Raw genomic sequence first — 23,095 nt, forward strand, 5'->3', positions numbered from 1 at the left:
GCAGCTAGAAGCATCAAAACCCCGCCCAGCAAGCGCCAAAACCCGCGTCAGCGGGCCACAAGCAATACACATCGCACTCGTCCCCCAACCTACAACTCCCGCTCCAAGCTCAACAGACTTTGCGAACGAATCAGCAGAACGGGACACTAGGCGGGGCTTACAATGCCGGCTTTGCCGTCCCCCTCCCCGCAATGCCCGCACCCCAGACCGAAAGCCACTCCGCCGTTTTCTCGCCCGAGGAACAAGAGAGCTTCTACCGCCTCATCGCGTCGCGCCGCGACATGCGGCATTTCATTGCGGGCGCCTCGGTCGATGAGCGTGTCCTGATGCGCCTGCTGCAGGCTGCGCACAGCGCGCCTTCAGTGGGGCTGATGCAGCCATGGCGCTTTATCCGCGTCGCGGATCCCGCCCTGCGGGAGGCAATCGCCGCGCTGGTCGAGGCCGAGCGGCAGAACACGGCGATGGCGCTGGGCGAGCGCGATGGCGAGTTCCTGCGGCTGAAGGTGGAGGGCGTGCGCGAGTGCGCCGAGCTGTTGGTGGTGGCGATGGCGCCGGACGATGGCACGGTGTTTGGCCGGCGCACCATGCCGGGCGAGATGGCGCTGTGCTCGGCGGCCTGCGCCATTGAAAACCTCTGGCTGGCGGCGCGCGTGGAGAACCTGGGGCTGGGCTGGGTCTCGATGTTCGCGCCGGATGCACTGGCTGCGCTCTTACGGCTGCCGCCGGGTGGCCAGCCTATCGCCATTCTCTGCCTTGGTCCCGTGGCGGCCTTCTATCCCGCGCCGATGCTGGAACTGAAAGGCTGGCGCCAGGGGCGCCCGCTGGCGGATCTGATGTCCACGGACACCTGGGACCGGTCCGACGCCTGAAGCACCATCGGGCCGCTCAAGGCGCCACCGACGGCTCCCGCTTCATGCAGCGCAGCACGAAGGTGGAATGGCTGTGCCGCAAACCCGGCAGCTTGTAGAGCTTGTGGCGCAGGAATTCTTCGTACCCTTCGGTGCCTGCCACCGCCACCTTGATCAGGTAATCGTATTCGCCGGTGAGCAGGTACGCCTCCATCACCTCCGGCAATTCGGCCAGCGCTTCGCCGAAGCGGTCCAGCATGTCGTCGTCGTGCCGGTCCAGCGTGACTTCGATCAGCACCGTGTCGGGCAGGCCAAGCGCCTTCTGGTTCAGCAGGGCCGCATAGCCCTCGATCACGCCGCTTTCCTCCAGGGCGCGCACGCGATTCCAGCACGGCGTGGGCGACAAGCCAACCTGCTCGGCCAGCTTGAGGTTGGAGAGCCTGCCGTCGCGCCGCAGCGCGCGCAGGATGCGGCGGTCGGTTTCATCCAGTTTTGGGGAGGTTGCCATGTCTTCTGCCGATCATAAGGAAGGAATCTCCCATAACTCTACCACCCATAGATAATTCATCTCCAAATAGATCAAAACCGGAGGCAATAAAGAAACCCATTCTGGGGTGGCGCTGGTAAATTTATCGCATGCCTTCGCTGCCACAAATACCAACTCAAACTGCCGCCAACGCCATGTCAACCTTGAACCTCGCCCTGCGGCTGGACCGCACTGACCTCTTCGGCGCCATCGAATGGACGCTCGCCAACGCCCGCCGCACCGGCCTGCACCTGATCGACCTGTGCTTCGGGCAAGCGGCCGCGCCCTACCAGCTCACGCTGTCGGTCGGCGCGGACGATGCGGACCGGCTGGACCTGTTCGTCAGGCGCCTGGAAAACGGCGCGGACGTGCTGGAGGTCTTCGAACTCGCGGCGCCGGGCGAGCGTGCCGCCAAAGCGCCGGCGCACGCCGAGGCGCGGCGGGACGTGGTGGAACCTTCGCTAGAATTGGCCTAGCCCGTTGCCGAGGCTGTGCCATGCTCCGTCGTCTCCCACCGCTGTCGTCGCTGGCGCCGTGAGCTGCGCGCCCACCTGATTCAGCGCTGCTCGAAGCTGCGCGTGAAGTAGACCAGGCCAGCCTGCTCGCGCAACCGGTACAAGGAGGCCGGGCGGCGCCCGGTCTCCTTTTGCGCGCCAAGGTCTTCCAGCAAGTCCGCGGCGAGCATGCGGGTGCGGAAGGCCTTTTTCTCCAGGGGGCGGCCGAGCACGATCTCGTAGACATGCTGCAGTTCGCCGAGCGTAAAGGCGCAGGGCAGCAGATGCGCGGGCAGCGACGTGTACTCGGTCTTGCCCCGCACCCGCCCCAACGCCGCACTCAGCAGCGTGGCGTGATCAAAGGCAAGCGGCATGCCCACGCCGGCTCCCATAACAGGCGCCCAGCGCAGGTCGGCGGCATTGCCGCCCTTCTCTGGGGCCAGCGTGTCATCCGCCAACAACGCGACATAGACATGGGTGGTGGACCATCCGCGCGGATCGCGCCTGGCGCTGCCCCAACTGCCGACCTGTTCCAGATAGGGGCTGTTCACCCCGGTCTTCTGCGCAAGCTTGCGCAACGCGCAGCCCTGCAGATCCTGATCCCGTTCGATATCGACAAAGCCGCCCGGCAGGGCCCATTGCCCGGGAAACGGCTCGCCGGGCTGTTGCGGGCGCTGCACGAGCAGGACCTGCAGCGCCCCGGCACGAATGGTCAGGATGACCACGTCGACGGTGGTCAGCGGACGGGGGAATGCGGTGGTGGCGGCTTTCGTCATAGGGCGGGCGATCCTGGAAGTAGGCAGTGCAGGCAGTTCAGGGGCGGATTATAGATTGACAAGTGTCTCAGCCACACTTATATTAGTGGTACAGACACACTTAATGCCTGCCACCCTATGCCGGCAAGCCCAACAACACCACCGGAAAGGACCACCATGTTCGGTATCCGATTCATCAAGGCTGATCCCACCACCTATCTGATGCAGATGAAGAGCGGCAAGATCATCCGCGAAGGCAGCGGCCAGTCGTTCTACTACTACGCGCCCACCACGTCTCTCGTTGCCGTGCCGGTAGGCAGCCAGATCCTGCCGTATATCTTCGAGCTGATCACGACCGACTTCCAGTCCGTCACCGTGCAAGGCAACCTCTCCTACCGCATCATCGAGCCGCGCAAGACAGCCGCCATGCTCAATTTCGCGCTCAAGCCGGATGGCCGCAATTACATCTCCGAGGATCCGCAGAACCTGCGCACCCGCGTCGAGGGCGTGGTCGAGGTGCTGGTGCAACAGGCCGTGAGCGCCGAAACGCTGCGCACCGCGCTGCAGGCGTCGGACCGCATGGCGCGCCAGGTCGAGTCCGCGCTCAAGGCGCATCCGGACGTGCTGGTGCTCGGCCTGGAAATCCTGTCGTTCTCGATGGTGGCCGTCAAGCCGCGTGCCGAAACCGCGCGAGCGCTGGAAGCCGAGGTCCGCGAGCAGATCCTGAAGGCGGCCGACGACGCCATCTATGCCCGCCGCAACGCCGCGGTGGAAAACGAACGCGCCATCAAGGAAAGCGAGCTCGACACCGAAGTGGCGGTGGAACTCAAGCAGCGCACGATCCGCGAAACCCAGATGGAAGCTGAAGCCGCGGTGCAGAAGAAGCAGGCGGAACTGGAGGCCAGCACCATGGAGGCGCAGATCACGCTGGAAGCACGCCGCAAGGAGTTCGTGGGCCTGGAGGCCGACAACACCCGCACCACCGCCGAGGCCGAGGCGCACCGCCTGGGCGCCGTGATGCAGGCACTGCAGGGCGCCGACGCGCGCATCGTGCAGGCGCTGGCCGCATCGGGCATGGCGCCGGGCCAGCTGATCGCGCAGGCCTTTGGCGGGATTGCCGACAAGGCCGAGAAGATCGGGCAACTGAATATGTCGCCGGAGCTGCTTCAGTCACTGCTTGCACCTGCGAGCAGCAGCCGCGCAAGATAACCGAAGACCAGCGCAGCTTTAAGACGCTTTAAGACGCTTTAAGACGCTTTAAGCGGCATTAAGCAGTTACAAGAAGAAGGAACCAGGAAAATGGGCGCAACCGCCGATCGCAAGGTAGTGCTGGTGACGCGTAAGACACGGCTGGAAGCGCTGCTGGCGCGCTACCACTCGCTGGCGCAGGCACGCTTCTACCTGGAACACCTGGGCGCGGACATCACCGATTACCAGCGCGAGCACGACACCTATCTTGCTGCGCGCGAACAGGCGGTCGCCGTGCTGTCGCACTACCTGCGCCGGCAGGTGGTGGACCGCCAGTTCCTGCCCAACTTCCTGTTCGGGCCGGAAGACATCGTGGTGGCGCTGGGCCAGGACGGCCTGGTTGCCAACACCATGAAATACCTGAACGGCCAGCCGCTCATCGGCGTGAACCCCGATCCCGCGCGCCACGACGGCGTGCTGCTGCCCTTCCAGGTGGGCGACCTGGCGCGCGTGCTGGCAGAAGCCATGCAGGACCGCCGCCCCGCCCGCCCGGTCACCATGGCGCGCGCCGAACTGTCGGACCAGCAGGTGCTGTACGCGGTCAACGACTTCTTTATCGGACCGCGCAGCCACACCTCGGCGCGCTACGAGATCCAGCTCGGCGCGAAGAGCGAGGTGCAGTCATCGAGTGGCGTCATTGTCTCCACGGGGCTGGGGTCCACCGCCTGGCTCAAGAGCATCGTGACCGGCGCGCGCGCCATCGCGCAGGCGGACGGTGGCGCCGAAACGCCGTATCAGTCTTTGCCCTGGGATACCGACCGGCTGGTGTTTGCGGTGCGCGAGCCCTTTCCGAGCCGCGCCAGCCAGGCCACGCTGGTCTACGGCAACGTGCCGCGCGGCGAGCAGATCGTGCTGCGCTCGCTGATGCCCGAGACCGGCGTGATCTTCAGCGACGGCATCGAAGCGGATTTCCTGCAATTCAACGCGGGCACCGAGGCCCGCATCGGGGTGGCCGAGCGCAGCGGGCAGCTGGTGCAGTAGCGTCGCCCTCTTTACTCACCTCACGCTAGTTCGCCCTCCGGCAACAGTTCGATCCCGTCCAGCTCGGCCGCGCAGGTATCGCGCACGATGGAAACAAAGTCGCGCACATAGGGCCGCTGGGCGAGCGGCGCCGGGGTGGTGGCATAGAGCTCGCTCCACAAACCCTTGGCGCCGATGCGCTTGGCCAGCACGTAGTCGTGGTCGACGTAGTTCTTCACCCCCCAGTTGGGCAGCGCGGCCACGCCCCGACGGCTGGCCACCAGTTGCAGCACGGCCACCGTCAGCTCCGCCGTGCGCCGCTGCAGCTTGATGCCGGCGGGCTCCAGCACTTCCCGGATCAAGTCGATGCGCTGCTCCGGCACCGGGTAGGTGATCAGCGTTTCGCCGTCCAGGTCGGCCGCCTCGATCCGGCGCTTGTTGCGCAGCCGATGCTCGTTGGCGATCACCGCGAGGATCTCGAAGCGGAACAGCGGCGCCACCGTCAGGCCGCGCTTGGCCGGCGGCATCGAGCCGATCACCATGTCCGTGCGGCCCTCGGCCAGCAGCGACAGGGGATCGGCGTGGAAGCCCGCCACCAGATCCACCTCCACCTCCGGCCAGCGCCGGCGGAACTCGTCCATCACGGGCATCAGCCAGTCGAAGCAGGTATGGCACTCCAGCACGATGCGCAGCTCGCCGTGCGTGTCGCCCTTGAGCCGGGCCAGGTCGCGCTCGGCCGTGCTGATGGCCGCCAGCGTCTCGCGCGCCAGCGCCAGCAGCCGGTCGCCGGCCGGGGTGAAGCGCAGGCCCTGGCGGGTGCGGTCGAACAGCGGCAGGCCGTAATGCGCCTCGATGCCTTTGATCTGATGGGACAACGCGGACTGGCTGACGTGCACGCGTTGCGCGGCCATGGCGAGCTTGCCGGACTCGGCAATCGCCACCAGCGAGCGCAGGTGCCTGACTTCGATCACGGCTTGCTCCTGGATTGGGAAGAATGGCGCCGGGTAGGCGTGATATGAAATTGATTCATACGTTGATTAAATCTTATCGCTTGATTCATTTTACGTTGGATTCCACACTGGGCGCCATCGTCACATTCCCAATACGGAGCATTACATGGCACGCACTCATATCGCTGGCTTTCCGCGCATCGGCGCCCAGCGCGAACTGAAATTCGCCCAGGAGGCGTTCTGGCGCGGCGAAACGGACGAGGCCAGCCTGCGCCAGGTAGCGGCCGGCCTGCGCCAGCGCCACTGGCAGTCCCAGGCGCAAGCCGGGCTGGACAGCGTGGCGGTAGGCGACTTCGCCTACTACGACCAGGTGCTGGGCCTGAGCGCGTTGCTGGGCGCCCTGCCCGCGCGTTTTGGCTTCGACCCGAAGCAACTGAGCCTGGCCCGGTACTTCGAGCTGGCCCGCGGCAACAAGGCCCAGCCGGCCATGGAAATGACCAAGTGGTTCGACACCAACTACCACTACCTGGTCCCGGAACTCGGCCCCGACACCCGTTTCGACGGCGGCGTGGACTGGTTCTTCGACGAAGTGGAAGAAGCGCTGGCGCTGGGCCTCAACGCCAAGCCGGTGCTGATCGGGCCGGTCACCTACCTGTGGCTGTCCAAGACCCACGTGGCCGGCTTCGACCGCCTGAGCCTGCTGCCCGGCCTGGTGGCCGCCTATGGCCGCATCCTGGCCCGCCTGCGCGAGCGCGGCATCGAATGGGTGCAGATCGACGAGCCCGCGCTGTGCCTGGACCTGGAGCCGGCATGGCTCGATGCCTATGACGGTGCCTACGCGGAACTGGCCAAATCCGGTGTCAAGCTGCTGCTCGCCACCTACTTCGACAGCGCCGCCGACCACGCCGCGCGCGCCGCCGCCCTGCCGGTGCAAGGCTTCCACATCGACCTGGTGCGCGCGCCCCAGCAGCTCGACGCCTGGCGCAAGGTGCTGCCCGCCGGCGCGGTGCTGTCCGCCGGCGTGATCGACGGCCGCAACATCTGGCGCGCCGACCTGCGCCGCGCACTGACCGTGCTGGCGCCGCTGCATGCCGAACTGGGCGAGCGCCTGTGGGTCGCGCCGTCCTGCTCGCTGCTGCACGTGCCGGTCTCGCTTGAGGGCGAGCGCAAGCTCGATGCGCAGATCAAGACCTGGCTGGCCTTCGCCACGGAGAAGCTGGCCGAGGTCAACGTGCTGGCCCGCGCCCTGAACCAAGGCGAGACAGCGGTCGCTGCCGAGCTGGCCGCCGCCGATGCCGCACTGGCCTCGCGCCGCAGCTCGCGCCGCGTGGTCAACCAGCAGGTGCAGGCACGGGTGGCGGCAGTCACCGCTGCCATGGCGGAGCGCAAGAGCCCGTTCCAGACCCGCATCGAACGCCAGCGCGCCGCGCTGCAGCTGCCGGCGCTGCCGACCACCACCATCGGCTCCTTCCCGCAGACGCCGGCAATCCGCCAGACGCGTGCCGCCTACCGCCGCGGCGACATCGGCGCGCTGGATTACCTGCAGCGCATCCGGGGTGAAATCGAGACCGCCGTGCGCAAGCAAGAAGCGCTCGGGCTGGACGTGCTGGTGCATGGTGAAGCCGAGCGCAACGACATGGTCGAGTACTTCGGCGAGCAGCTGTGCGGCTACACCTTCACCGAAAACGGCTGGGTGCAAAGCTATGGCTCGCGCTGCGTCAAGCCGCCGGTGATCTACGGCGATGTGTACCGCCCCGAGCCGATGACGGTGGAAACCACGCGCTATGCGCAATCGCTGACGGACCGCCCGATGAAGGGCATGCTCACCGGCCCGGTCACCATGCTGCAATGGTCCTTCGTGCGCGACGACCAGCCCCGCGCCACCACCACGCTGCAGCTCGCGCTGGCGATCCGCGACGAGGTCTCGGACCTGGAACAGGCCGCCATCCGCGTCATCCAGATCGACGAGCCGGCACTGCGCGAAGGCTTGCCGCTGCGCAAGGGCGACTGGGCCGCGTACCTGGACTGGGCCGTGCACGCGTTCAAGATCTCGGCCGCCTCGGTGGCGGACGAAACGCAGATCCACACCCATATGTGCTACGCCGAGTTCAACGACATCCTGCCCGCCATTGCCGCGCTGGACGCCGACGTGATCACCATCGAAACCTCGCGCTCGGCCATGGAGCTGCTCGAAGGCTTCGGCGAGTTCGACTACCCCAACGAGATCGGGCCGGGCGTGTACGACATCCACTCGCCGCGCGTGCCTAGCGTGGAAGCCATCACGCACTTGCTGGAGCGCGCCTGCGAGGTGATTCCGCCGCAACGGCTGTGGGTCAATCCGGACTGCGGGCTGAAGACGCGCGCCTGGCCCGAAACCGAAGCCGCGCTGGCCAATATGGTTGCCGCCGCGCGCAGCCTGCGCGAGCAGATCGGCAAGGACAGCGCGACCACGTGGCAGCGCGCCACCCGTCGCACTGGCCTGGGCGGGCATGCACACCATGGCGCGGCGCACGCGGCGGGTTGCGTCGATTGCGCCAGCCAGGCGGCCTGATTCGAGCCCTGTCGAGCCAGGCCAAGCCCTACCCGGCCAACGGGCCGGCATGCATCGCATGCTGGCCCGTTGGCCGTCTTGCTTCCCCTTGCGCGCAAGCGGCAAAACGCCGCACTGCGCCCGCCAGAAGTCCTTGGACGCACGTTGCGGCACTGTGTCACATAGCGCACGTCACGTACCCTTTCGTATCGTACGCGGCTATCCAAGCACGGTTAAAAGGCGCGGCCCAAAGCAGGTCCAGCGCCACAAGGGAAATCATGACTCGAGCCAGACACTGGACGCAGCGCGCCGCCGCCCTGCCCGCCGCCGCCCTCACCACATTCACTACCGCCGCCCTGGCACAGGCCACCGGGCCCGCCCCACCCGATGCGGCTGTCACGTTGCCCACCGCGACCGTGACGGCCAAGGCCCCCGGCTCGCTCACCGCGCCGAACGTGCAGCAGCAAAAACAGGCACTGGAGCGGACGGCCGGCTCGGTCGGCTTCGTCGACGCCGCGTCCTATAGCGATACCTACGCCAGCAACCTGCGCGACGTGCTCAAGGACGCCCCCGGCGTGTATGTGCAGGAGCGCTACGGCCAGGAGCTGCGCCTGTCGATCCGCGGCTCGGGCGTTGCGCGCGGCTATCATGCGCGCGGCCTGGATATCCTGCAGGACGGCATTCCCACGAACTTTGCCGACGGCAGCGGCGACTACTACCAGATCGACCCGCTCGGCCTGAGCGCGGCCGAAATCTACAAGGGCGGCAACGGGCTGGCTTACGGCACCACCACGCTGGGCGGCGCGATCAACTTCACCACGCCAACCGCGCTCACCGCCGATGCGCCCAACCAGGTGCGCATCGATGGCGGCAGCTTTGGCACGGCACGCGCCAGCGGCCAGGTCTCGCGCCAGATCGGCGCGTTCGACTTCCTGGCCAACCTGAGCGTCAACCACTCTGACGGATTCCGAGCGCATGAGCGCGGCCAGTACGAGCAGTTCAACGCCAACTTCGGCTATCGGTTCAGCGCGGCGGTGGAAACCCGTTTTTACCTGGGCGCCTATATCGTCGACCAGCAACTACCCGGCGCGCTGTCGCTCAACGATGCGCTGAACTATCCGAAGAAGGCGGCGCCGGCCGCGCTGGCCGGCGACCAGGCGCGCAACACGCGCACCGAGCGCGTGGCCAATGTCACTACCGTCAAGCTCGACAGCGGCCAGCTCGATTTCGGCACCTGGGTCATCCACAAGAGCCTGTATCACCCGATCTTCCAGGTCATCGACCAGGACTACTGGACCTATGGCTTCGCGCCGCGCTACACCGGCACGCAAACCATCAGCGGCCTGCGCAACCAGCTCATCGTCGGTGCGCGCTTTTTCGGCGGCAACAACGATGCGCGCCAGTACGTCAACAACGCCGGCAACCGCGGCGCGCAGACGCTCAATGCCGCGCAGGATGCGTACAACTATGAGGCCTATCTCGAAGACCGCCTTTACGTGACCCCGACCGTCGCGCTGATGGCCGGCGCCAAGGCCTACCGCAATGTGCGCCGCTATCAAGACTATGGCGGTCTGCCGGCTAATCCCACGGCCAAGTCCGACAGCGCCACCTACAGCGGCGTGAACCCGAAGTTCGGCGTGCTGTGGGAGCCGGTGCAAGACGTGCAGGCATTTGCCGACATCACGCGCAGCGCGGACGTACCCGACTTCACGGACCTGAGCCAGACCATGGCCACCACCACCCGATTCGTGCCGCTGAGCGCGCAACGCGGCTGGACGCTGGAGCTGGGCACGCGGGGCAAGCGCGAACGCTTCTCCTGGGACGTGACGGCCTATCGCTCGCTGGTGCGCGACCAGTTGCTGCAATACACCACCAACCCGAATATCCCGGCCGCCACCTTCAACGCCAACCGCACCACGCTGCAAGGCGTGGAACTGGGCGTCTCCGGCGACGTGCTGCAGAACCTGTTTGGCTCGGGCGACAAGCTCACGCTGTCGCAACTCTGGAACTACAGCGACTTCCGCTTCGACAACGATCCGCAGTACCGCAACAACCGCATCGCCGGCGTGCCCGAGCACGTGCTGCGCACCACCGTTGCCTACAGCCGCACGGCCGGGCTGCGGGTTGCCGGGACCATCGACTGGGTGCCGGGCGGCGCCTATGTAGACTACGCCAACACGCTGCGCACACCTGGCTACGTGCTGTTTGGCCTGCAGGCCAGCTACGAATTCCAGCGCGGCGTGACGGTGTTCCTGGATGCGCGCAATCTCGGCAACAAGCGCTATGTGAGCGACTTCAGCACCGTGGCCGACGCGCGGACAGCCAACACGGCCGTGTTCTATCCCGGTTCGGGCCGCGCGCTTTACGCCGGCGTCAAATACAAGTTCTGAGCCCGCGCGTTGTCATGAAAAAACCCGCCTCGGCGGGTTTTTTCAGGCTGCTGACAAACCTGATGCACAAGCCGAAACCGCCGAACAGGCCAAAGCCGCGCGCCATGACGACGGCTGTCTCTCCCTCTCCCCTCAGGGGTAGAGGGGAGCACGGCAACGCAGATCCGGCTTTGTCAGCAATCTGAACCCGCCTCGGCGGGTTTTTTTCATCTCGGCGCGGGGCTGAGACCGGCCATCACTGCGCCCTGTGCACCGGCGGCGCGTTCCACGTGCCATCCAGCATCGCCTGCCGGGGCCAATACACCCGCATCATCAGGTTGAAGGCATCCGGCGGCGCCGGCAGCCAGTTGGCCACCCGTTTGCCCGCCGGGCGCGCGTTCTGGATATAGATATCGAGCGAGCCATCCCGGTTGTAGCGCAGCCGGTCACGATCGCCGATTGCGTAGCGGTTGAGCGGATTGGCCACAAATGCCTGCTTGTCGTTGTAGAGCGTCAGCGACCAGAAGGCCTCGCTCGGCGGCATCTGGCCCTTGTTGAAATGCAGCACATAGCGATTCGCGCCATTCAGCGGCTTGCCAGCGGCGTCGACACGCGTGCTGGGATACAGGGCGTCCGCCGGCAGGTTGGCGCCAAGCCCGACCCAGGCCACCAGCGCGCGCTTACCGTAGGCCGTGCCATAGTTGCCGAGGTCCCGGTGCACGGTCCATTTGCCGTCCCCGTCGCTGCCGCCGCGCTTGGCCATGGCCACGATGCCCGCCAGAGCCGTGGTGGCCCCCTCCTGCACCGCATGGGCCGTCGATGGCTCCAGCGCGGTCACGGAGAAGGGCATGCCCGGAACGATCCCGAGCTTCTTGATCGCTTCCACCATGGCCGCATCGGCCGCTGCCGGAGGATTGGCCGGCAGCAGTTCGGCGAAACGGGTGAAAAATGCCTGCGCGTCCATCGCCGCCACCTGCTCAACGGGCGGCGTTTCCAGATCCACGGGAACCGCTTCGGGCAGCATCGCCTGGGCGGGCTTGGGCCGCGCCTTGCCGCCGCGCTGCGAGGCCAAGAGCGGTGCCAGGCGATACTGGTCCTGCAAGCGGCGAACCGCCGCGTAGTCCTGCTTGCCATTGGTTTGGGTGCGGCCGATCAGCCACACCGTCTCGGTCGGCGAGCGGATTTCCGTGACACCTGGCGGCAAGGTGCCACTCCACATCGGACCCGTTACGGCGTAGACCGCTGTCTTGGTGCCTGCGGTGCGCTTGCCCGGCGTCGCGAAGACATTGGTCCAGGCGTCCATCAGCGGCATCAGGTAATAGCGCCCGTGCGTATCGGGCAGCGAGAGAATCACCGGGCCGCAGGACAAATCCAGCCATGCCGTTGAGTAAAGGGTATCGGCATTCGGGCTGACCACGTCGGTGAAGGTGGCGTCCGGAAAACTACGCTTATGCGAGAAGGTATTGGCCGGCACGCGCGCGGTCATGACCTCACGCGTGACATCCATCAGCACCAGCGGATAGGCGTAGACAAAAATCTGGGCAGATAACGCCTTGATCGCCCCGTCGGGCGGCGGCGAGGCTGGCTGCGGCACCGCGGAACTTTGCGGGTCCGCGGCGCAGGCAGACAACAGCAGACCGAGCGCAAGCGCGCTCGCAATTCGGCGTAGCGAAATAATCATGACCCCGGTTCCTCGTCGGAATGGCCACCTTCCATGCGCTTTTCGCCGACGAACGAGCGACATCGCTACACAGAGGCGCGTCTATTTTCCCCAGGCGATGATGTTCCCGGCAACCGAAGTTGTCAAATACGCCGGAAGGCCCGCATGCGGAGCGACTCGGATTGTGCCGTCTGGCGGATCTGCAAGCAGTTTTGTCCGTTCGGTAACGCTCTGAAGCCGTAGATTCATAGCACCGGACATGGAACCGCCCGCGTTTCCTTCCCAGGCAACACCGATCGATGCCAGCCGCGGCCTGCGCTAGATCATCAGGAGGAAGGCCGGCAGCGCGGGCCACACCTCGTCCGGTAGCGGCGGGCCATTTGTGGCCGGCCGCAACATATCGCCTCCTTCCCGGCCTTGGACTGGGCGGAACAGGGCGGTAAGCGGAGCAACATGCGATGCGTGACTACGACATCGACGCCCAGCCGCCCGGGCTCCAGGTATTCGAAGGCGTCGTGACTCGACATCTGCTCGACGAGATCAACGCGGCAATCGACGCCAGCCGGGAAACGTGGCGGCCGGCAGATGGCCGCCGCGCCACGCAGGCAGCAGCGCACTTTGCAGACATGCTGCGGCAAAACGAGAGCTTTGCGCTGGCGGAGCGGCAGGCCTGCGAGATCTCGAGACGATGGGCGCGCAAGGCCGGGTGGGAACTCAACGGCGAGCCGCCACTGTGCGTGCTGCGCTGTGTCAATAGCGGCTTGCCCGCCCAGAGTCACTTGCGGCACTATGACTCCCATATCCTGACGCTGCTGGTTCCACTGCAGGAGGCGCAGGCCACCCAGGAAAACGGGGACCTGATCATCTACCGGCACCAACGCCATGCGGTGACGGCCATGTCGAACATCGCTGCGAAGATCCGGCTGATCCTGTTGCGCAACCTGCCTTTCGTGGTGCGCCGCGCGCAGACCTTCCGCCATCTTGCCGAGCACAGGTGCGACCGCATCGCCTGCGTGCCGAGCAATGTCTATGCGTTCAACGGCTTCCTTACGCTGCATGCCAACCTGCATGCCGAAACTGGCGAGCGCCGTTCATTGATCGTCCACTACTATGACCCCGGACTGACCGCAGGGCTCAGCATGGTGCCGCGCGCATGGCGCGCGTTCCGCGATTGGCTGCTCGACACGTTCCAGCACACCAGGCCGCGGGCCTGAGCCACGCCCACCTCTCATCCCCCATCGGTTCCGCTTGGGCGCCCGGATCATTTCGCCGATACTGGGTAAGCGGGTCGTAGCCCCGGCGGCGCCAGACTGCGAATTGCTTCTACACGATGGATGGGACCGTCATGGCAACTGGCAGCGCGATGCTGGGCAAACACCCCGATCTGTCAGATGCGCAGGTCTATCTCTTCGCCTTTACCCTCGGCTGCACCACCGGCGTGGACTTCGTGGCGTCATCCATGATGGGCGTCGCGGGCACCCATATCCGGGGCGGCATTCACGCCTCGCCAGAGGATTTTCTCTGGAGCCTCACGTCTTATGCCGCTGCGGCCACCGTCGCCAACCTGGTGCTGCGGCGCATCGCGCAGGACATCAGCTATCGCGGATTTACGCTGCTCGGCCTGGTCATCGCCACCGTGGGCGCCGCGCTGTGCGCCGGCTGCAATACGTCGCTCGAACTGAGCCTGGCGCGCGCCGTGCAAGGTTTGGGCGCGGGCGGCCTGTTCACCGCGTCGCGCATCATCATCCAGCTGGCAGCGGCCCGCGAGGAGCGCCGGCCCCTCTTCCTGGGCTTCAATGCCGGCGGCATGGGCCTGGCGGCACTGGCCCCATGGATTACCGCGGTGCTGGTGGAGGATGCGAGCTGGCGGATGATCTTCGTGGTGCAGGCCGGGATGTCGGCCGCGGCGATACTGCTGGTGCTGGTCTCCTATCCGCGCCGGGTCGCGGCCTCGCTGGCACCGTGGGAGGTGGATGTCGGCGGCATGGATTGGGTGACCGTGATCTTGCTGGGCGCGGGCGCGCTGGTGCTGCTGCACGGCCTGGGCGACCTGCGCTTCTATGAGTTGGCGAACTCGCCGTCGGTAGCGATCACCCCGATCGTCGGGCTGGCGCTCGTGGCATGCGTCTTCGTCCACCAGCATCGCCACCCCGATCCCTGGCTCAATCCCAAGCTGCTGTTCGGCCGCCGCTACCTGGTCGGCCTGGGCTTCTACACCTTGTATTACTTCCTCAATGGGCTATGGGGCTATGTGGTGCCCACCACGCTGCAGTCCGGGCTGGGCTTCAGCTTCCAGACCGCCGGCAAGGTGCTCACCATCACCGGGCTGATCGGCTTCGCGGGCCTGTGCGCATTTACCTACGCCGGTACCCGGCTGACGGGACAGCGCCGCTACATCGCCCTGGGGTACTTCATGTTTGCCGGCGCGGCCTGGCTGCTGAGCCAGCGAATGATGCCGGGGGCCTCCATGGCCGTCCTGCTGCCGGCCCTGACCCTGCAAAGCCTGACCACGCCCTTCATCCTGGCGCTGGTGGCGGGGCTGACCTATGCGGACTTCAGCGTCGAGGATTTTGCCCACGCCTATCAGTTCAAGAACATCGTGCGCCAGATCGCAACTGCCGGCGGCACTGGCGTGGCGAGCCTGTGGCTTCAGTATGGCGAGGCCATGGCACGCACACAGCTGGTTGCGCGGATTACGCCGTTCGACCTGCCCGATGGTTTTGACGCCGCCACGCTGATGCGCTGGTCGGCGCTGATCGACCAGCAGGCGCAGCTGATTGCGGTGAGCAATCTGTTCGCGCTGCTGGCAGTGGCGTGCGTGGGCGTGGCGCTGGTCGCAGTGGCGCAGCGCGCGCTGCGTTAAGCCGTGTCAAAGGGGGGATCGGAGGACTCGGCGAGGCACGGAATTGCGACGTGGATATGGATGCCGCACCGGTAAAAATCCCCCAAAGTGGCGGGATTGTGAGCAAACGAATGGGCTCTACAATGCGGGTGCGAGGCATATGCCTCGCCAGGCGAGCCGCACAGGAAGCACAATCATGACGCTTTACCTACTCGGATTCCTATTCTTCGAAGCCTTGTGGTTCTTCCCGTTCAGGAAGGTATTCAAGGCGGCCCATTTTGGTGCGTCCTACGCGTATCTGGCGCTGCTACCGTTCATCGGGCCGCTGCTGTGCATCTGGATTCTCGCGTCACGCCCCTGGCCACTGAAGACCAAGCTGGTCCGCTCGTTCTCGCAGGCGTAGCGCGAGCCGGGGTCCTCGTGACCCGCTCAGAAGTCGTGGTCCCCCAGCATGACGGGGTTAAGAGATGGGTCCGCAGACCACTTCTGCAAGGCCGCTTCCTGGATGCGGTCGAGATTGCGCTCGAAAATGTCCAGGTGGCTGCCAATCTGGCCCTGGGCCAGTTCGTCCAACGCCGAGCGCGACACGAAGCCGCTGCTGTCCACGCCGTTTGCCACAATGGAAAAGCCGATTTGCTCGCCATCTTCGGACGGGGCCGGATTGAGTATCAGGAAGGCAGTCGACATAGTTAGCTCACTTTGATTCAGAGGCAGGATCGTAGCATGAGCGATCCCGCGCGATTCGACCGGGCAGCTAGTGTCCCGTTCCGCTGATTCGTTCGCAAAGTCTGTTGAGCTTGGGGCAGGAATTGTAGGTTGGGGGAAGTGTGCGATGTGTATTGCTTGTAGCCCGCTGACGCGGGTTTTGGCGCTTGCTGGGCGGGGTTTTCATGCTTCTAGCTGCTGATGCAGAATAGCGTGAGTGGGCGGTGTTTTAGTGCTTCTAGCTGCTGGCGCGGCTAATTTAGAAGCATGAAAACCCCGCCCTAAAGAGACACCGCCGCGTCAGCGGGCTGCCGCCGCAAGCCATCACGCCACCCGCCTTCGCCGCGCAGGTCAAGGCGGACTACCTGCGCTGGAGCGAGTTCATCAAGGCGATCGGCTTCACCATCGATGCTTAGCCTGCAGCGCAGCGACTGGCGCGCACCGCGTCAGAGCCGCGCGGCAGCCGCCGTGAGCCAGGCCGCGGTCTGGTCGGGAATCGTGACCGGCAGCATATGGCCGCCGGGGACAAGTTCGAGATCCAGCGCCGGCAGCTTGTCCTTCATCGCCTTGCCCTGGGCCTGCCAGTCGAGCACGGCATCCCCGGTCCCGTACAGGATGCTGATCGGCAAGGCCAGCGAGGCATAGCGCTGCGCCATGGACGGCAGGTCCTCCTCCACGCTGACCATATCTGTCGAAGTGGCATAGAAGCTGCGCGGCCTCAGGCTGAGAAGGCCGCCGCCCACGGTGCCGAAATCGTGCGGCGGCCGGTCGGGGCTGAAGACCAGTTCGACCATGGCCTTGCCACGCAGGATAGACCGGGGGATCGCCCACGTCCACGCGATCACGCGGCGCATCGTGGCCGAGGAAATCGACAGCGCGCGGAACATCGGCGGCACGCCTTCCACCGGATGCGTCAGCGGGGCAATCAACGCCAGCCCGCCGACCGTGCCGGGATGATCGAGCGCAACGCCAAGCGCCACCGCGCCGCCCAGGGAGTGCCCGACCAACAGCGGATTCTGCAGGCCTAGCGCACGGATGAACTTGGCCACGACCGTGCTCTGCACGCTCAGGCGAGCCGACATCGCCGGTGGCCTGGTCGAATGGCCCGAGCCGGGCCGGTCGACCAGGATCACGCGGAACCGGCTGGTCAGCTTCCCCAGCAATGCGTAGGAAAAATTGCCGGTCTGCCCCCCGAGCCCATGGACCATCACGATGACCGGGCCCTCGCCCTTGTCGATGTAATGGAGTCGGGCGCCATCGATCTCGATGAACTTCCCCTTGGGCGGCAGCGCTTTTTCCACCTTGCGCGCAATCAGGCCGGAGAATGCCACCAACCCAAGCAGAACGACAGTGCCCACGACGATGCAGGCAATCAATATGGTCATTGCGTATGTACCTTAATCCTTAACGTTTAGCCTTACGGTCAACCATTAACCGTTCATTATCCGTTAGCCATTCACCGAGGCAGCGGCGCCGGCACGGCCGAACGCCATCTCGCTGTCTTCCACCTTGCCGAACTTCAGGGCCATCAGGTCGAACAGGTAGTTCTGATGTACCTTCCATGGCCGCCTGGCGCCTTGCTTGGGCAAGATGTTGCTGGCCCGCTGGACATAGCCGGAGCTCAGCGAGAGCGAAGGCTCTTCATCGGAGGCCGGATCCGTGCGGCGCGGCGCGCACCAGGCATGGCCCTTCGCGTCCATATGATTGATCAGGCGGCACACGTAGGTCGACGAGAGCTCCGCCTTCAGCGTCCAGGAGGCGTTGACATAGCCCATGGCGACCGCCAGGTTAGGCATATCGCTATACATCATGCCTTTGTACATGAAAGCCTGTGCCGGGTTCATCGGGGTGCCGTCCACCTCAATCTTCATCCCGCCGGCCACCTTTAATTGAAGCCCGGTGGCCGTGACGATGACATCCGCGTCGAGCCGCTCGCCGGAACGCAACAGCAGGCCGCTTTCGGTGAACGACTCGATCTGGTCGGTGACCACCGAAGCCTTGCCTGAGCGGATGGACTTGAACAGATCCGAGTCAGGCACAAGACAGAGCCGCTGGTCCCATGGCTTGTAAGACGGCGTGAAATGCTTGTCGATATCGTAGTCCGGGCCGAGTTGCGCGCGCACCCCCTTGAGGATCTTGCTCTTGACCAGGTCCGGCTTTTTGCGGGAGAGGTTGTAGAAGTAGATGCTCAGCAGCACGTTCTTCCAGCGCGTGACGCGATGCGCCATCGCCGCCGGCAGCCGCCGCTGCAACCATGCGGAGACAGCATCGCTGGATGGGCGCGCCACGATGTACGTTGGCGAACGTTGCAGCATGGTCACATGGGCCGCCCGCTCGGCCATCGCCGGCAGCAGCGTGACAGCCGTGGCACCGCTACCGATCACGACCACGCGCTTGCCGTCGTAGGCCAGGTCGGCCGGCCAGTGCTGAGGGTGCACCACACGGCCATTGAATTGCTCCATGCCCGGCCACCCAGGCATATAGCCGTCCGCATAATCGTAGTAGCCGCTGCACAGGTAGAGAAAACTGCAGGTAAAACGGGCAGGCGTGCCTTGCGGGCCTACCGTGGCATCGACCGTCCACCGTGCGGTCTCGGAAGACCACGACGCACGCGACGCGCGGTGGCCGAAGCGGATGTGCCGCTCGATGCCGAATTGCTTCGCCGTGCCACGGATGTACTCAAGGATCGAGTCACCATCGGCAATCGATTTTTCGCTTCGCCACGGGCGGAAACTGAAGCCCAGGGTGTACATGTCCGAGTCGGACCGCACGCCGGGGTAGCGAAACAGATCCCACGTGCCACCGATTGCGTCGCGTCCTTCCAGGATCGCGTAGGTCTTGCCCGGGCAACTGGTCTGCAGGTGGTAGCCAGCGCAAATGCCGGAGAGCCCCGCCCCGACCACCAGTACATCGACGTGCTGCGCCGCCGCTTCCCCTTGCGCCGGCTCGTCCTGGCGCCCTGCCGCCGCCGTGCCGGCGTGAACTTCGGGATGCGGGTGCTCCGCATTGCCTGATAGCATCGATTGTCTCCTGTTGGCCAAACCGAGCCGGCGCTTGCCGCGTCGCATTCTCACGGTGCATCCGTGCTGTCTTCAGACTAGACTAGGGTGTTCACCCTAATTAATCAACCGGGATTGCCAAAACTAGGGCTTACCCCTAATCATCCACCGTGTGAACATGCAGATAACGGAACATGCAGGGAGTTACCGACCATGACGGTGCAAGGCGCGCCAACCCGGCGCCCCAAGACGCGCGAGCGCATCCTTGACGCTTGCCTGAGCCTGTTCAACGAGCGCGGGCCGGTCGTCGTGACCACTGCGGAGATCGCCTCGGCGGTCGGCATCCAGGAAGGGAATCTCTACTATCACTTTCACCGCAAGGAACAGATCCTCGAAGCCCTGTTCGATGACTTCGAGCGGGCGCTGCGCGACACCTCGGTCGCGGATCTGGCGCAAGGCGATGCACCGGACCGTTTCGCGGGCTACCTGAGCGGCTGGTTCAACCTGATGTGGGAGTGGCGCTTCTTCTATCGCGACGCGGCGTCCATCCGCAGCCTGGCGCCAACCCTGAGGTTGCGCACCGAAGCGCTGGCCAACGACGGACAGCGCGATGTCCGTCGCGTGTTCGGCGCCATGCAAGCGCAAGGATTGCTGCGCGCCACGCCCGAACAGCTTGACCAACTGGTCGTCAACACGTGGATCGTGTCCACCTACTGGATCGACTACCTGCGGTCCCGCCACGGCATCGATGCCATCAAGCGCGAGCACATCAACTGGGGCGCATCGCAGGTCATGAGCCTGTTCTCGCCCTTCCTCACGCAGGCCGGCACAGGCTTGCTGAATATCCAGCCAAGCGAAGGCTGATGCAGCGCGCAGCCATCGCCATTGACGACAGGCAAGGACGCCAAATGCTCCTAAGGTAAGTGTTGGCCCCCTCCTGCGCAATGGCGGCAGCTGGGGTTCTTTGAGTCACTTACCGGAGAGGAACATGTCAGTGACGCTCAGGTATTGGTCAGAAGACGGCGATGAGGAAACCGTCAATGTATCGTCCGCTCAACTCCTGTCCCAGATTGCACCCCAACCCACTTCGCGATCGCAGAAGCCGCCACCGGCCACTGAAGAAAAGCCGATCAAGTGGACCATCCCCGACGACCCGCCGGGTGATTTCGCCTAGCGCACAACTGTAAGGCGACAAAGCAAAAAGCCCGTGCGGCTTGAACCGGACGGGCTTTTGGAATTTGGTTGCGGGGGCAGGACTTGAACCTGCGACCTTCGGGTTATGAGCCCGACGAGCTGCCAACTGCTCCACCCCGCGAAAGAGAATATACGCGGATTGGCGGCATCTGGATAGTCCTAATACAAAAAGAACTGAAAAGTGCTAGGGCCCGTTCTTTTGGCATGGGACGACTGCTGCTCCATTTACGCTCGCGAGTGCACGCAGCCGCTTTGGCGCCACTCAGCTATTTCCATCTATCCACTGTTTCGCCCACTCGTAAGCCGCGATTTTTGCGTCGGCTGGCGTGGCGTGATTGCGGCCGATGGACTTGGAATCCTGCACCACCGCCCCGTCCTCCCAGATCGCGCATGACGCGATGTGCAAACCGTCCTTGATCGTCTTGCAGAAGACGTGGACTACGTACCCCTTGTACTCCGTGATGCCGCTTTCCATCTGTGTCCTGGCTCCCCTGCACGCTGCTCATCGAAATCTCGCTGGATCCTAGCACGCGCAGGGCTTTTCATTCACGTCAGGGCCGGTGTCCCTCGATACGCGGAATGCCAAATGTCATTTTTTGCAAAAATGACGGATTAACCCCACCGTCGGGGGGAGGTGCTGTCAGCGTCTCTTCCTGTAACCTTCACGCCCAGCGTGGCCAGGGACTCGAAAACCCGCTGTGTCTACAGATAATAATGAAAGGGAAAACCAATGAATATTCTAGGCGAATCCAGGTCGGGAATGAATCGCCGCATCCTGCTAACGCCCGCAGTTGCAGCGATTACGCTCGCTGTATTGAGCGCGTGCGGTGGGGGTGGAGACGGCGGCACGGCGGCTAGCCCGGCTGCCAAGGTGACGCTGCAAGGCACGGCAGCCAGCGGCGCCTTTATGGCAAATGCCCTGGTCACCGTCTATGACGCCGACGGAAAAGTCGTGGGCAGCAGCACCGCGGATGGCAGTGGCCATTTTGAATTCGATGTCGCCGCCTTCCGTGCACCGTTCGCGGTTGTCGCTACGGGCAGCAGCGGGGGCGACCAGTTGACCTACGTCTCGGTGCTGGCGACCAAGCCAACCAATGGCTCGGCCACTGTCAACGTGACGCCGCTGACGACCGCCGTTGCGGCGTTGCTGGTTGGTGGCGACCCCCTCGACCTGACGAAGTCGTCGGTGCTTGGCAGCAAGGCAAGCAACGCCCAGGTACAGCAAATCGTCGGTTTGCTGCGCTCCGTGCTTGCCAATGTCACGAGCGATGCGGGGCTGGACCCCACCGCCTTCGACCCGATTTCCACGCCGCTCAGCAAGCAGGGGGAAGGCGCCGATAGCGTCCTCGACGTCATCCGGGTCACGCTGACCGCGAGCGGTGCAAAGCTGACGAGCACCGGCTCCGTGGTAAGCGGCAACAATGCCGCGCACGAAGTCCTCCTGACGGCGGACTCGCTGGTGTCTCCTCCGCCGGCGTTGCCCAAGCCCGAAGTCAAGACCAACGCCGCGACGTTCGAAGGCATCCGTGCCGCCCTTCAGGCCTGTTTTGCGCTGGATCCCGCCGCCCGTGCGGATGGCACCAGCGTGCTTGGCGCTTGCAGCACCGCATTCTCGAGCGATTACCTGAACAACAGCTACACCGCTCGCGACGACCTGATTACCCTGTTGAATGCGAGCGACATGAAGGGCGCGAAGTTCGAGGCGCCGGTTGTCCTGTTCAATTCGACCAATGCCCAGAACCAGGCTACCGCGCTGGTACGCCTGCCCTTCGTTCGCACCGACAAATCCACCGACCACATCACGCGCCTTGTCACCAATCGCGCGCCCACTGGCTGGCAGTTGACGGGCAACCAGCGCAGCTACGAAGCCGCGGTCACGCGGCGAATCAGCAAGGTCACCGAGCTGAATCCGCAATCGGCGCAGGGAATCGTATCGCGCTATGAGAGTTCGCTGCGCTTTCTGTTCAACCCCGCCAGAGGTTCGGGCACGAATGTGCAACTGGTAAGGGTGACGGGCCCGGGATTGCCGGATGCAGGCGTCACCCTGTCCCGCTCGCGCGTTTGCGGCAGCTACAGCAACCTGGTGGTACAGAATCAGGCCGGATCGCTGACCTACGCGGCTGACGATCCTGTGTCGCCGAACCAGACCATCAGCAACAGCGGGCAATCGAGCAGCACCGTGGTCCTGGCGGCCACGGCGATCGATAGGAGCCAGGCAGTGAAATGGGGCGGGCTGTCCAGCGGTGGCAACACGTACCTGTCTGCTGCCCTGCCCGACTCCGCCATCGAGAGCCTTCCGGCCCATGGCCGCTACAAGTTCGAGGTGTGGAACCGCAACCTCGACTACAGCTACAAGACCAGCCTGGCAGCGCCGGACGATACGTTCTACGTGACTACGTCCGGCAGCGTGCTCACGCCGTCGGTACTGGCGCGGCAGACCTGGAACAGCATCGACGCAGGCAGCCTGGACTTTGTCACCACGGGCGGCAGCAAGACTGCCGTGCAGTCCGCCACGCGGATCAGCTGGACGCAAAACGCGGAGCCTGTCGACCGTGCCCTGGCGTTTGGCTCCCTGCAGAGCGCGGTGCCACTGCCGGAGCGTGTGCTGATTCAAGGGTTGCCTGTAGCGCGGTCCGCTCGCAGCGATACGGTCAGTGCAGCCAATTCTGCTTCCAGCGCACTGACGTCGTGCAGCACTGCCGTGTTTCCGGCCTTTGGCCTGGCGGGCGACCAGCGTACCGTTGAAATCCGATCCACCACCGCGGACGACACGCAGAAGTTCGTGCGCATTGTTGGTACGGTGCGGTAACTGAAACGCTAACCGAAATGCTGTCGCAGCTGGCAATGGTCAGTTGCGATAGCGCTTAGGGAGGGCCGGCATTCGCCGGCCTTTTTTATTGCGGATGAGCAGGTCATATTGCTTTCGAAATCGCCGCCGCAAAAGCAAAACCCCCCAGTACTTTCGTACTGGGGGGTTTCAAGGGAGAGCCTGGCGATTACCTACTTTCACACGGG

At 64.7% G+C, this 23,095-nt stretch carries 20 protein-coding genes and 1 tRNA gene; 12 read left to right on the plus strand and 9 right to left on the minus strand.

Annotation, left to right across the window (positions count from 1 at the left end):
* The first annotated feature begins 191 nt into the window (after nt 1-191).
* Nucleotides 192-869: a 5,6-dimethylbenzimidazole synthase gene (gene bluB / locus ACGLHR_RS41320; protein ID WP_400101546.1), complete on the plus strand. Its 678-nt coding sequence runs from the start codon at nt 192-194 to the stop codon at nt 867-869.
* Nucleotides 870-885: 16 nt separating this feature from the next.
* Here the strand turns inward: bluB and ACGLHR_RS41325 are convergent, their stop codons facing one another.
* Nucleotides 886-1,356: an Lrp/AsnC family transcriptional regulator gene (locus ACGLHR_RS41325; protein WP_045240794.1), complete on the minus strand. Its 471-nt coding sequence runs from the start codon at nt 1,354-1,356 to the stop codon at nt 886-888.
* A 173-nt stretch (nt 1,357-1,529) separates the two neighbouring features.
* Here ACGLHR_RS41325 and ACGLHR_RS41330 point away from each other — a divergent pair, with 173 nt between their 5' ends.
* The gene (locus ACGLHR_RS41330) at nt 1,530-1,850 is read left to right on the plus strand and encodes a hypothetical protein (protein ID WP_400101549.1); all 321 of its coding nucleotides are present in this window, start codon (nt 1,530-1,532) and stop codon (nt 1,848-1,850) included.
* An 80-nt stretch (nt 1,851-1,930) separates the two neighbouring features.
* Here the strand turns inward: ACGLHR_RS41330 and ACGLHR_RS41335 are convergent, their stop codons facing one another.
* Nucleotides 1,931-2,644 carry an NUDIX hydrolase gene (locus ACGLHR_RS41335; RefSeq protein ID WP_400101551.1) on the minus strand — a complete coding sequence of 238 codons (714 nt, stop codon included), beginning with the start codon at nt 2,642-2,644 and terminating at the stop codon, nt 1,931-1,933.
* Between the two features lie 156 nt (nt 2,645-2,800).
* Here ACGLHR_RS41335 and ACGLHR_RS41340 point away from each other — a divergent pair, with 156 nt between their 5' ends.
* The gene (locus tag ACGLHR_RS41340; RefSeq protein WP_400101553.1) at nt 2,801-3,832 is read left to right on the plus strand and encodes an SPFH domain-containing protein; all 1,032 of its coding nucleotides are present in this window, start codon (nt 2,801-2,803) and stop codon (nt 3,830-3,832) included.
* A 90-nt stretch (nt 3,833-3,922) separates the two neighbouring features.
* Nucleotides 3,923-4,852 carry a sugar kinase gene (locus tag ACGLHR_RS41345; protein ID WP_400101555.1) on the plus strand — a complete coding sequence of 310 codons (930 nt, stop codon included), beginning with the start codon at nt 3,923-3,925 and terminating at the stop codon, nt 4,850-4,852.
* A 20-nt stretch (nt 4,853-4,872) separates the two neighbouring features.
* Here the strand turns inward: ACGLHR_RS41345 and ACGLHR_RS41350 are convergent, their stop codons facing one another.
* The gene (locus ACGLHR_RS41350) at nt 4,873-5,802 is read right to left on the minus strand and encodes a LysR family transcriptional regulator (RefSeq protein ID WP_400101556.1); all 930 of its coding nucleotides are present in this window, start codon (nt 5,800-5,802) and stop codon (nt 4,873-4,875) included.
* A 145-nt stretch (nt 5,803-5,947) separates the two neighbouring features.
* Between ACGLHR_RS41350 and metE the strand changes: the two genes are divergently transcribed.
* The gene (metE, locus tag ACGLHR_RS41355) at nt 5,948-8,332 is read left to right on the plus strand and encodes a 5-methyltetrahydropteroyltriglutamate--homocysteine S-methyltransferase (protein WP_400101558.1); all 2,385 of its coding nucleotides are present in this window, start codon (nt 5,948-5,950) and stop codon (nt 8,330-8,332) included.
* A 257-nt stretch (nt 8,333-8,589) separates the two neighbouring features.
* On the plus strand, nt 8,590-10,701 hold the full coding sequence (locus tag ACGLHR_RS41360; RefSeq protein ID WP_400101560.1) for a TonB-dependent receptor family protein: 2,112 nt from the start codon (nt 8,590-8,592) through the stop codon (nt 10,699-10,701).
* A gap of 235 nt (nt 10,702-10,936) precedes the next feature.
* Here ACGLHR_RS41360 and ACGLHR_RS41365 read toward each other — a convergent pair whose 3' ends face one another.
* Nucleotides 10,937-12,361: a DUF1254 domain-containing protein gene (locus ACGLHR_RS41365; RefSeq protein WP_400101562.1), complete on the minus strand. Its 1,425-nt coding sequence runs from the start codon at nt 12,359-12,361 to the stop codon at nt 10,937-10,939.
* A gap of 437 nt (nt 12,362-12,798) precedes the next feature.
* Here ACGLHR_RS41365 and ACGLHR_RS41370 point away from each other — a divergent pair, with 437 nt between their 5' ends.
* The 3 genes from ACGLHR_RS41370 to ACGLHR_RS41380 all read left to right on the plus strand — a co-directional run bounded on the left by ACGLHR_RS41370 (nt 12,799) and on the right by ACGLHR_RS41380 (nt 15,585).
* Nucleotides 12,799-13,554, plus strand: a complete 756-nt coding sequence (locus ACGLHR_RS41370; RefSeq protein WP_400101563.1) for a hypothetical protein — start codon at nt 12,799-12,801, stop codon at nt 13,552-13,554.
* Between the two features lie 131 nt (nt 13,555-13,685).
* The gene (locus tag ACGLHR_RS41375) at nt 13,686-15,203 is read left to right on the plus strand and encodes an MFS transporter (RefSeq protein WP_400101565.1); all 1,518 of its coding nucleotides are present in this window, start codon (nt 13,686-13,688) and stop codon (nt 15,201-15,203) included.
* Nucleotides 15,204-15,378: 175 nt separating this feature from the next.
* The gene (locus ACGLHR_RS41380) at nt 15,379-15,585 is read left to right on the plus strand and encodes a hypothetical protein (protein ID WP_400101567.1); all 207 of its coding nucleotides are present in this window, start codon (nt 15,379-15,381) and stop codon (nt 15,583-15,585) included.
* A 26-nt stretch (nt 15,586-15,611) separates the two neighbouring features.
* Here ACGLHR_RS41380 and ACGLHR_RS41385 read toward each other — a convergent pair whose 3' ends face one another.
* The 3 genes from ACGLHR_RS41385 to ACGLHR_RS41395 all read right to left on the minus strand — a co-directional run bounded on the left by ACGLHR_RS41385 (nt 15,612) and on the right by ACGLHR_RS41395 (nt 18,907).
* Nucleotides 15,612-15,869 (minus strand): hypothetical protein, encoded by a 258-nt coding sequence (locus tag ACGLHR_RS41385; RefSeq protein ID WP_318237912.1) that lies wholly within the window; start codon nt 15,867-15,869, stop codon nt 15,612-15,614.
* A gap of 464 nt (nt 15,870-16,333) precedes the next feature.
* Nucleotides 16,334-17,272 (minus strand): alpha/beta fold hydrolase, encoded by a 939-nt coding sequence (locus tag ACGLHR_RS41390; RefSeq protein ID WP_400101569.1) that lies wholly within the window; start codon nt 17,270-17,272, stop codon nt 16,334-16,336.
* 63 nt (nt 17,273-17,335) lie between these two features.
* Nucleotides 17,336-18,907 (minus strand): flavin-containing monooxygenase, encoded by a 1,572-nt coding sequence (locus tag ACGLHR_RS41395; protein WP_400101571.1) that lies wholly within the window; start codon nt 18,905-18,907, stop codon nt 17,336-17,338.
* 192 nt (nt 18,908-19,099) lie between these two features.
* Here ACGLHR_RS41395 and ACGLHR_RS41400 point away from each other — a divergent pair, with 192 nt between their 5' ends.
* Complete coding sequence (locus ACGLHR_RS41400; RefSeq protein WP_318238517.1) at nt 19,100-19,750, plus strand: TetR/AcrR family transcriptional regulator; 651 nt, start codon at nt 19,100-19,102, stop codon at nt 19,748-19,750.
* Between the two features lie 124 nt (nt 19,751-19,874).
* Nucleotides 19,875-20,060, plus strand: coding sequence for a hypothetical protein (locus ACGLHR_RS41405; RefSeq protein ID WP_400101573.1), 186 nt, complete (start codon nt 19,875-19,877; stop codon nt 20,058-20,060).
* Between the two features lie 65 nt (nt 20,061-20,125).
* Here the strand turns inward: ACGLHR_RS41405 and ACGLHR_RS41410 are convergent.
* Together ACGLHR_RS41410 and ACGLHR_RS41415 are read right to left on the minus strand one after the other, a co-directional pair.
* Nucleotides 20,126-20,201: transfer RNA gene (locus ACGLHR_RS41410), tRNA-Met, on the minus strand.
* Nucleotides 20,202-20,342: 141 nt separating this feature from the next.
* Nucleotides 20,343-20,555 (minus strand): hypothetical protein, encoded by a 213-nt coding sequence (locus tag ACGLHR_RS41415; protein WP_400101575.1) that lies wholly within the window; start codon nt 20,553-20,555, stop codon nt 20,343-20,345.
* A 255-nt stretch (nt 20,556-20,810) separates the two neighbouring features.
* Between ACGLHR_RS41415 and ACGLHR_RS41420 the strand changes: the two genes are divergently transcribed.
* Nucleotides 20,811-22,889 carry a hypothetical protein gene (locus tag ACGLHR_RS41420; RefSeq protein ID WP_400101577.1) on the plus strand — a complete coding sequence of 693 codons (2,079 nt, stop codon included), beginning with the start codon at nt 20,811-20,813 and terminating at the stop codon, nt 22,887-22,889.
* Nucleotides 22,890-23,095 lie beyond the last annotated feature (206 nt).

It is taken from the genome of Cupriavidus sp. CuC1 (assembly GCF_044627735.1).
GTDB lineage: Bacteria > Pseudomonadota > Gammaproteobacteria > Burkholderiales > Burkholderiaceae > Cupriavidus > Cupriavidus ulmosensis.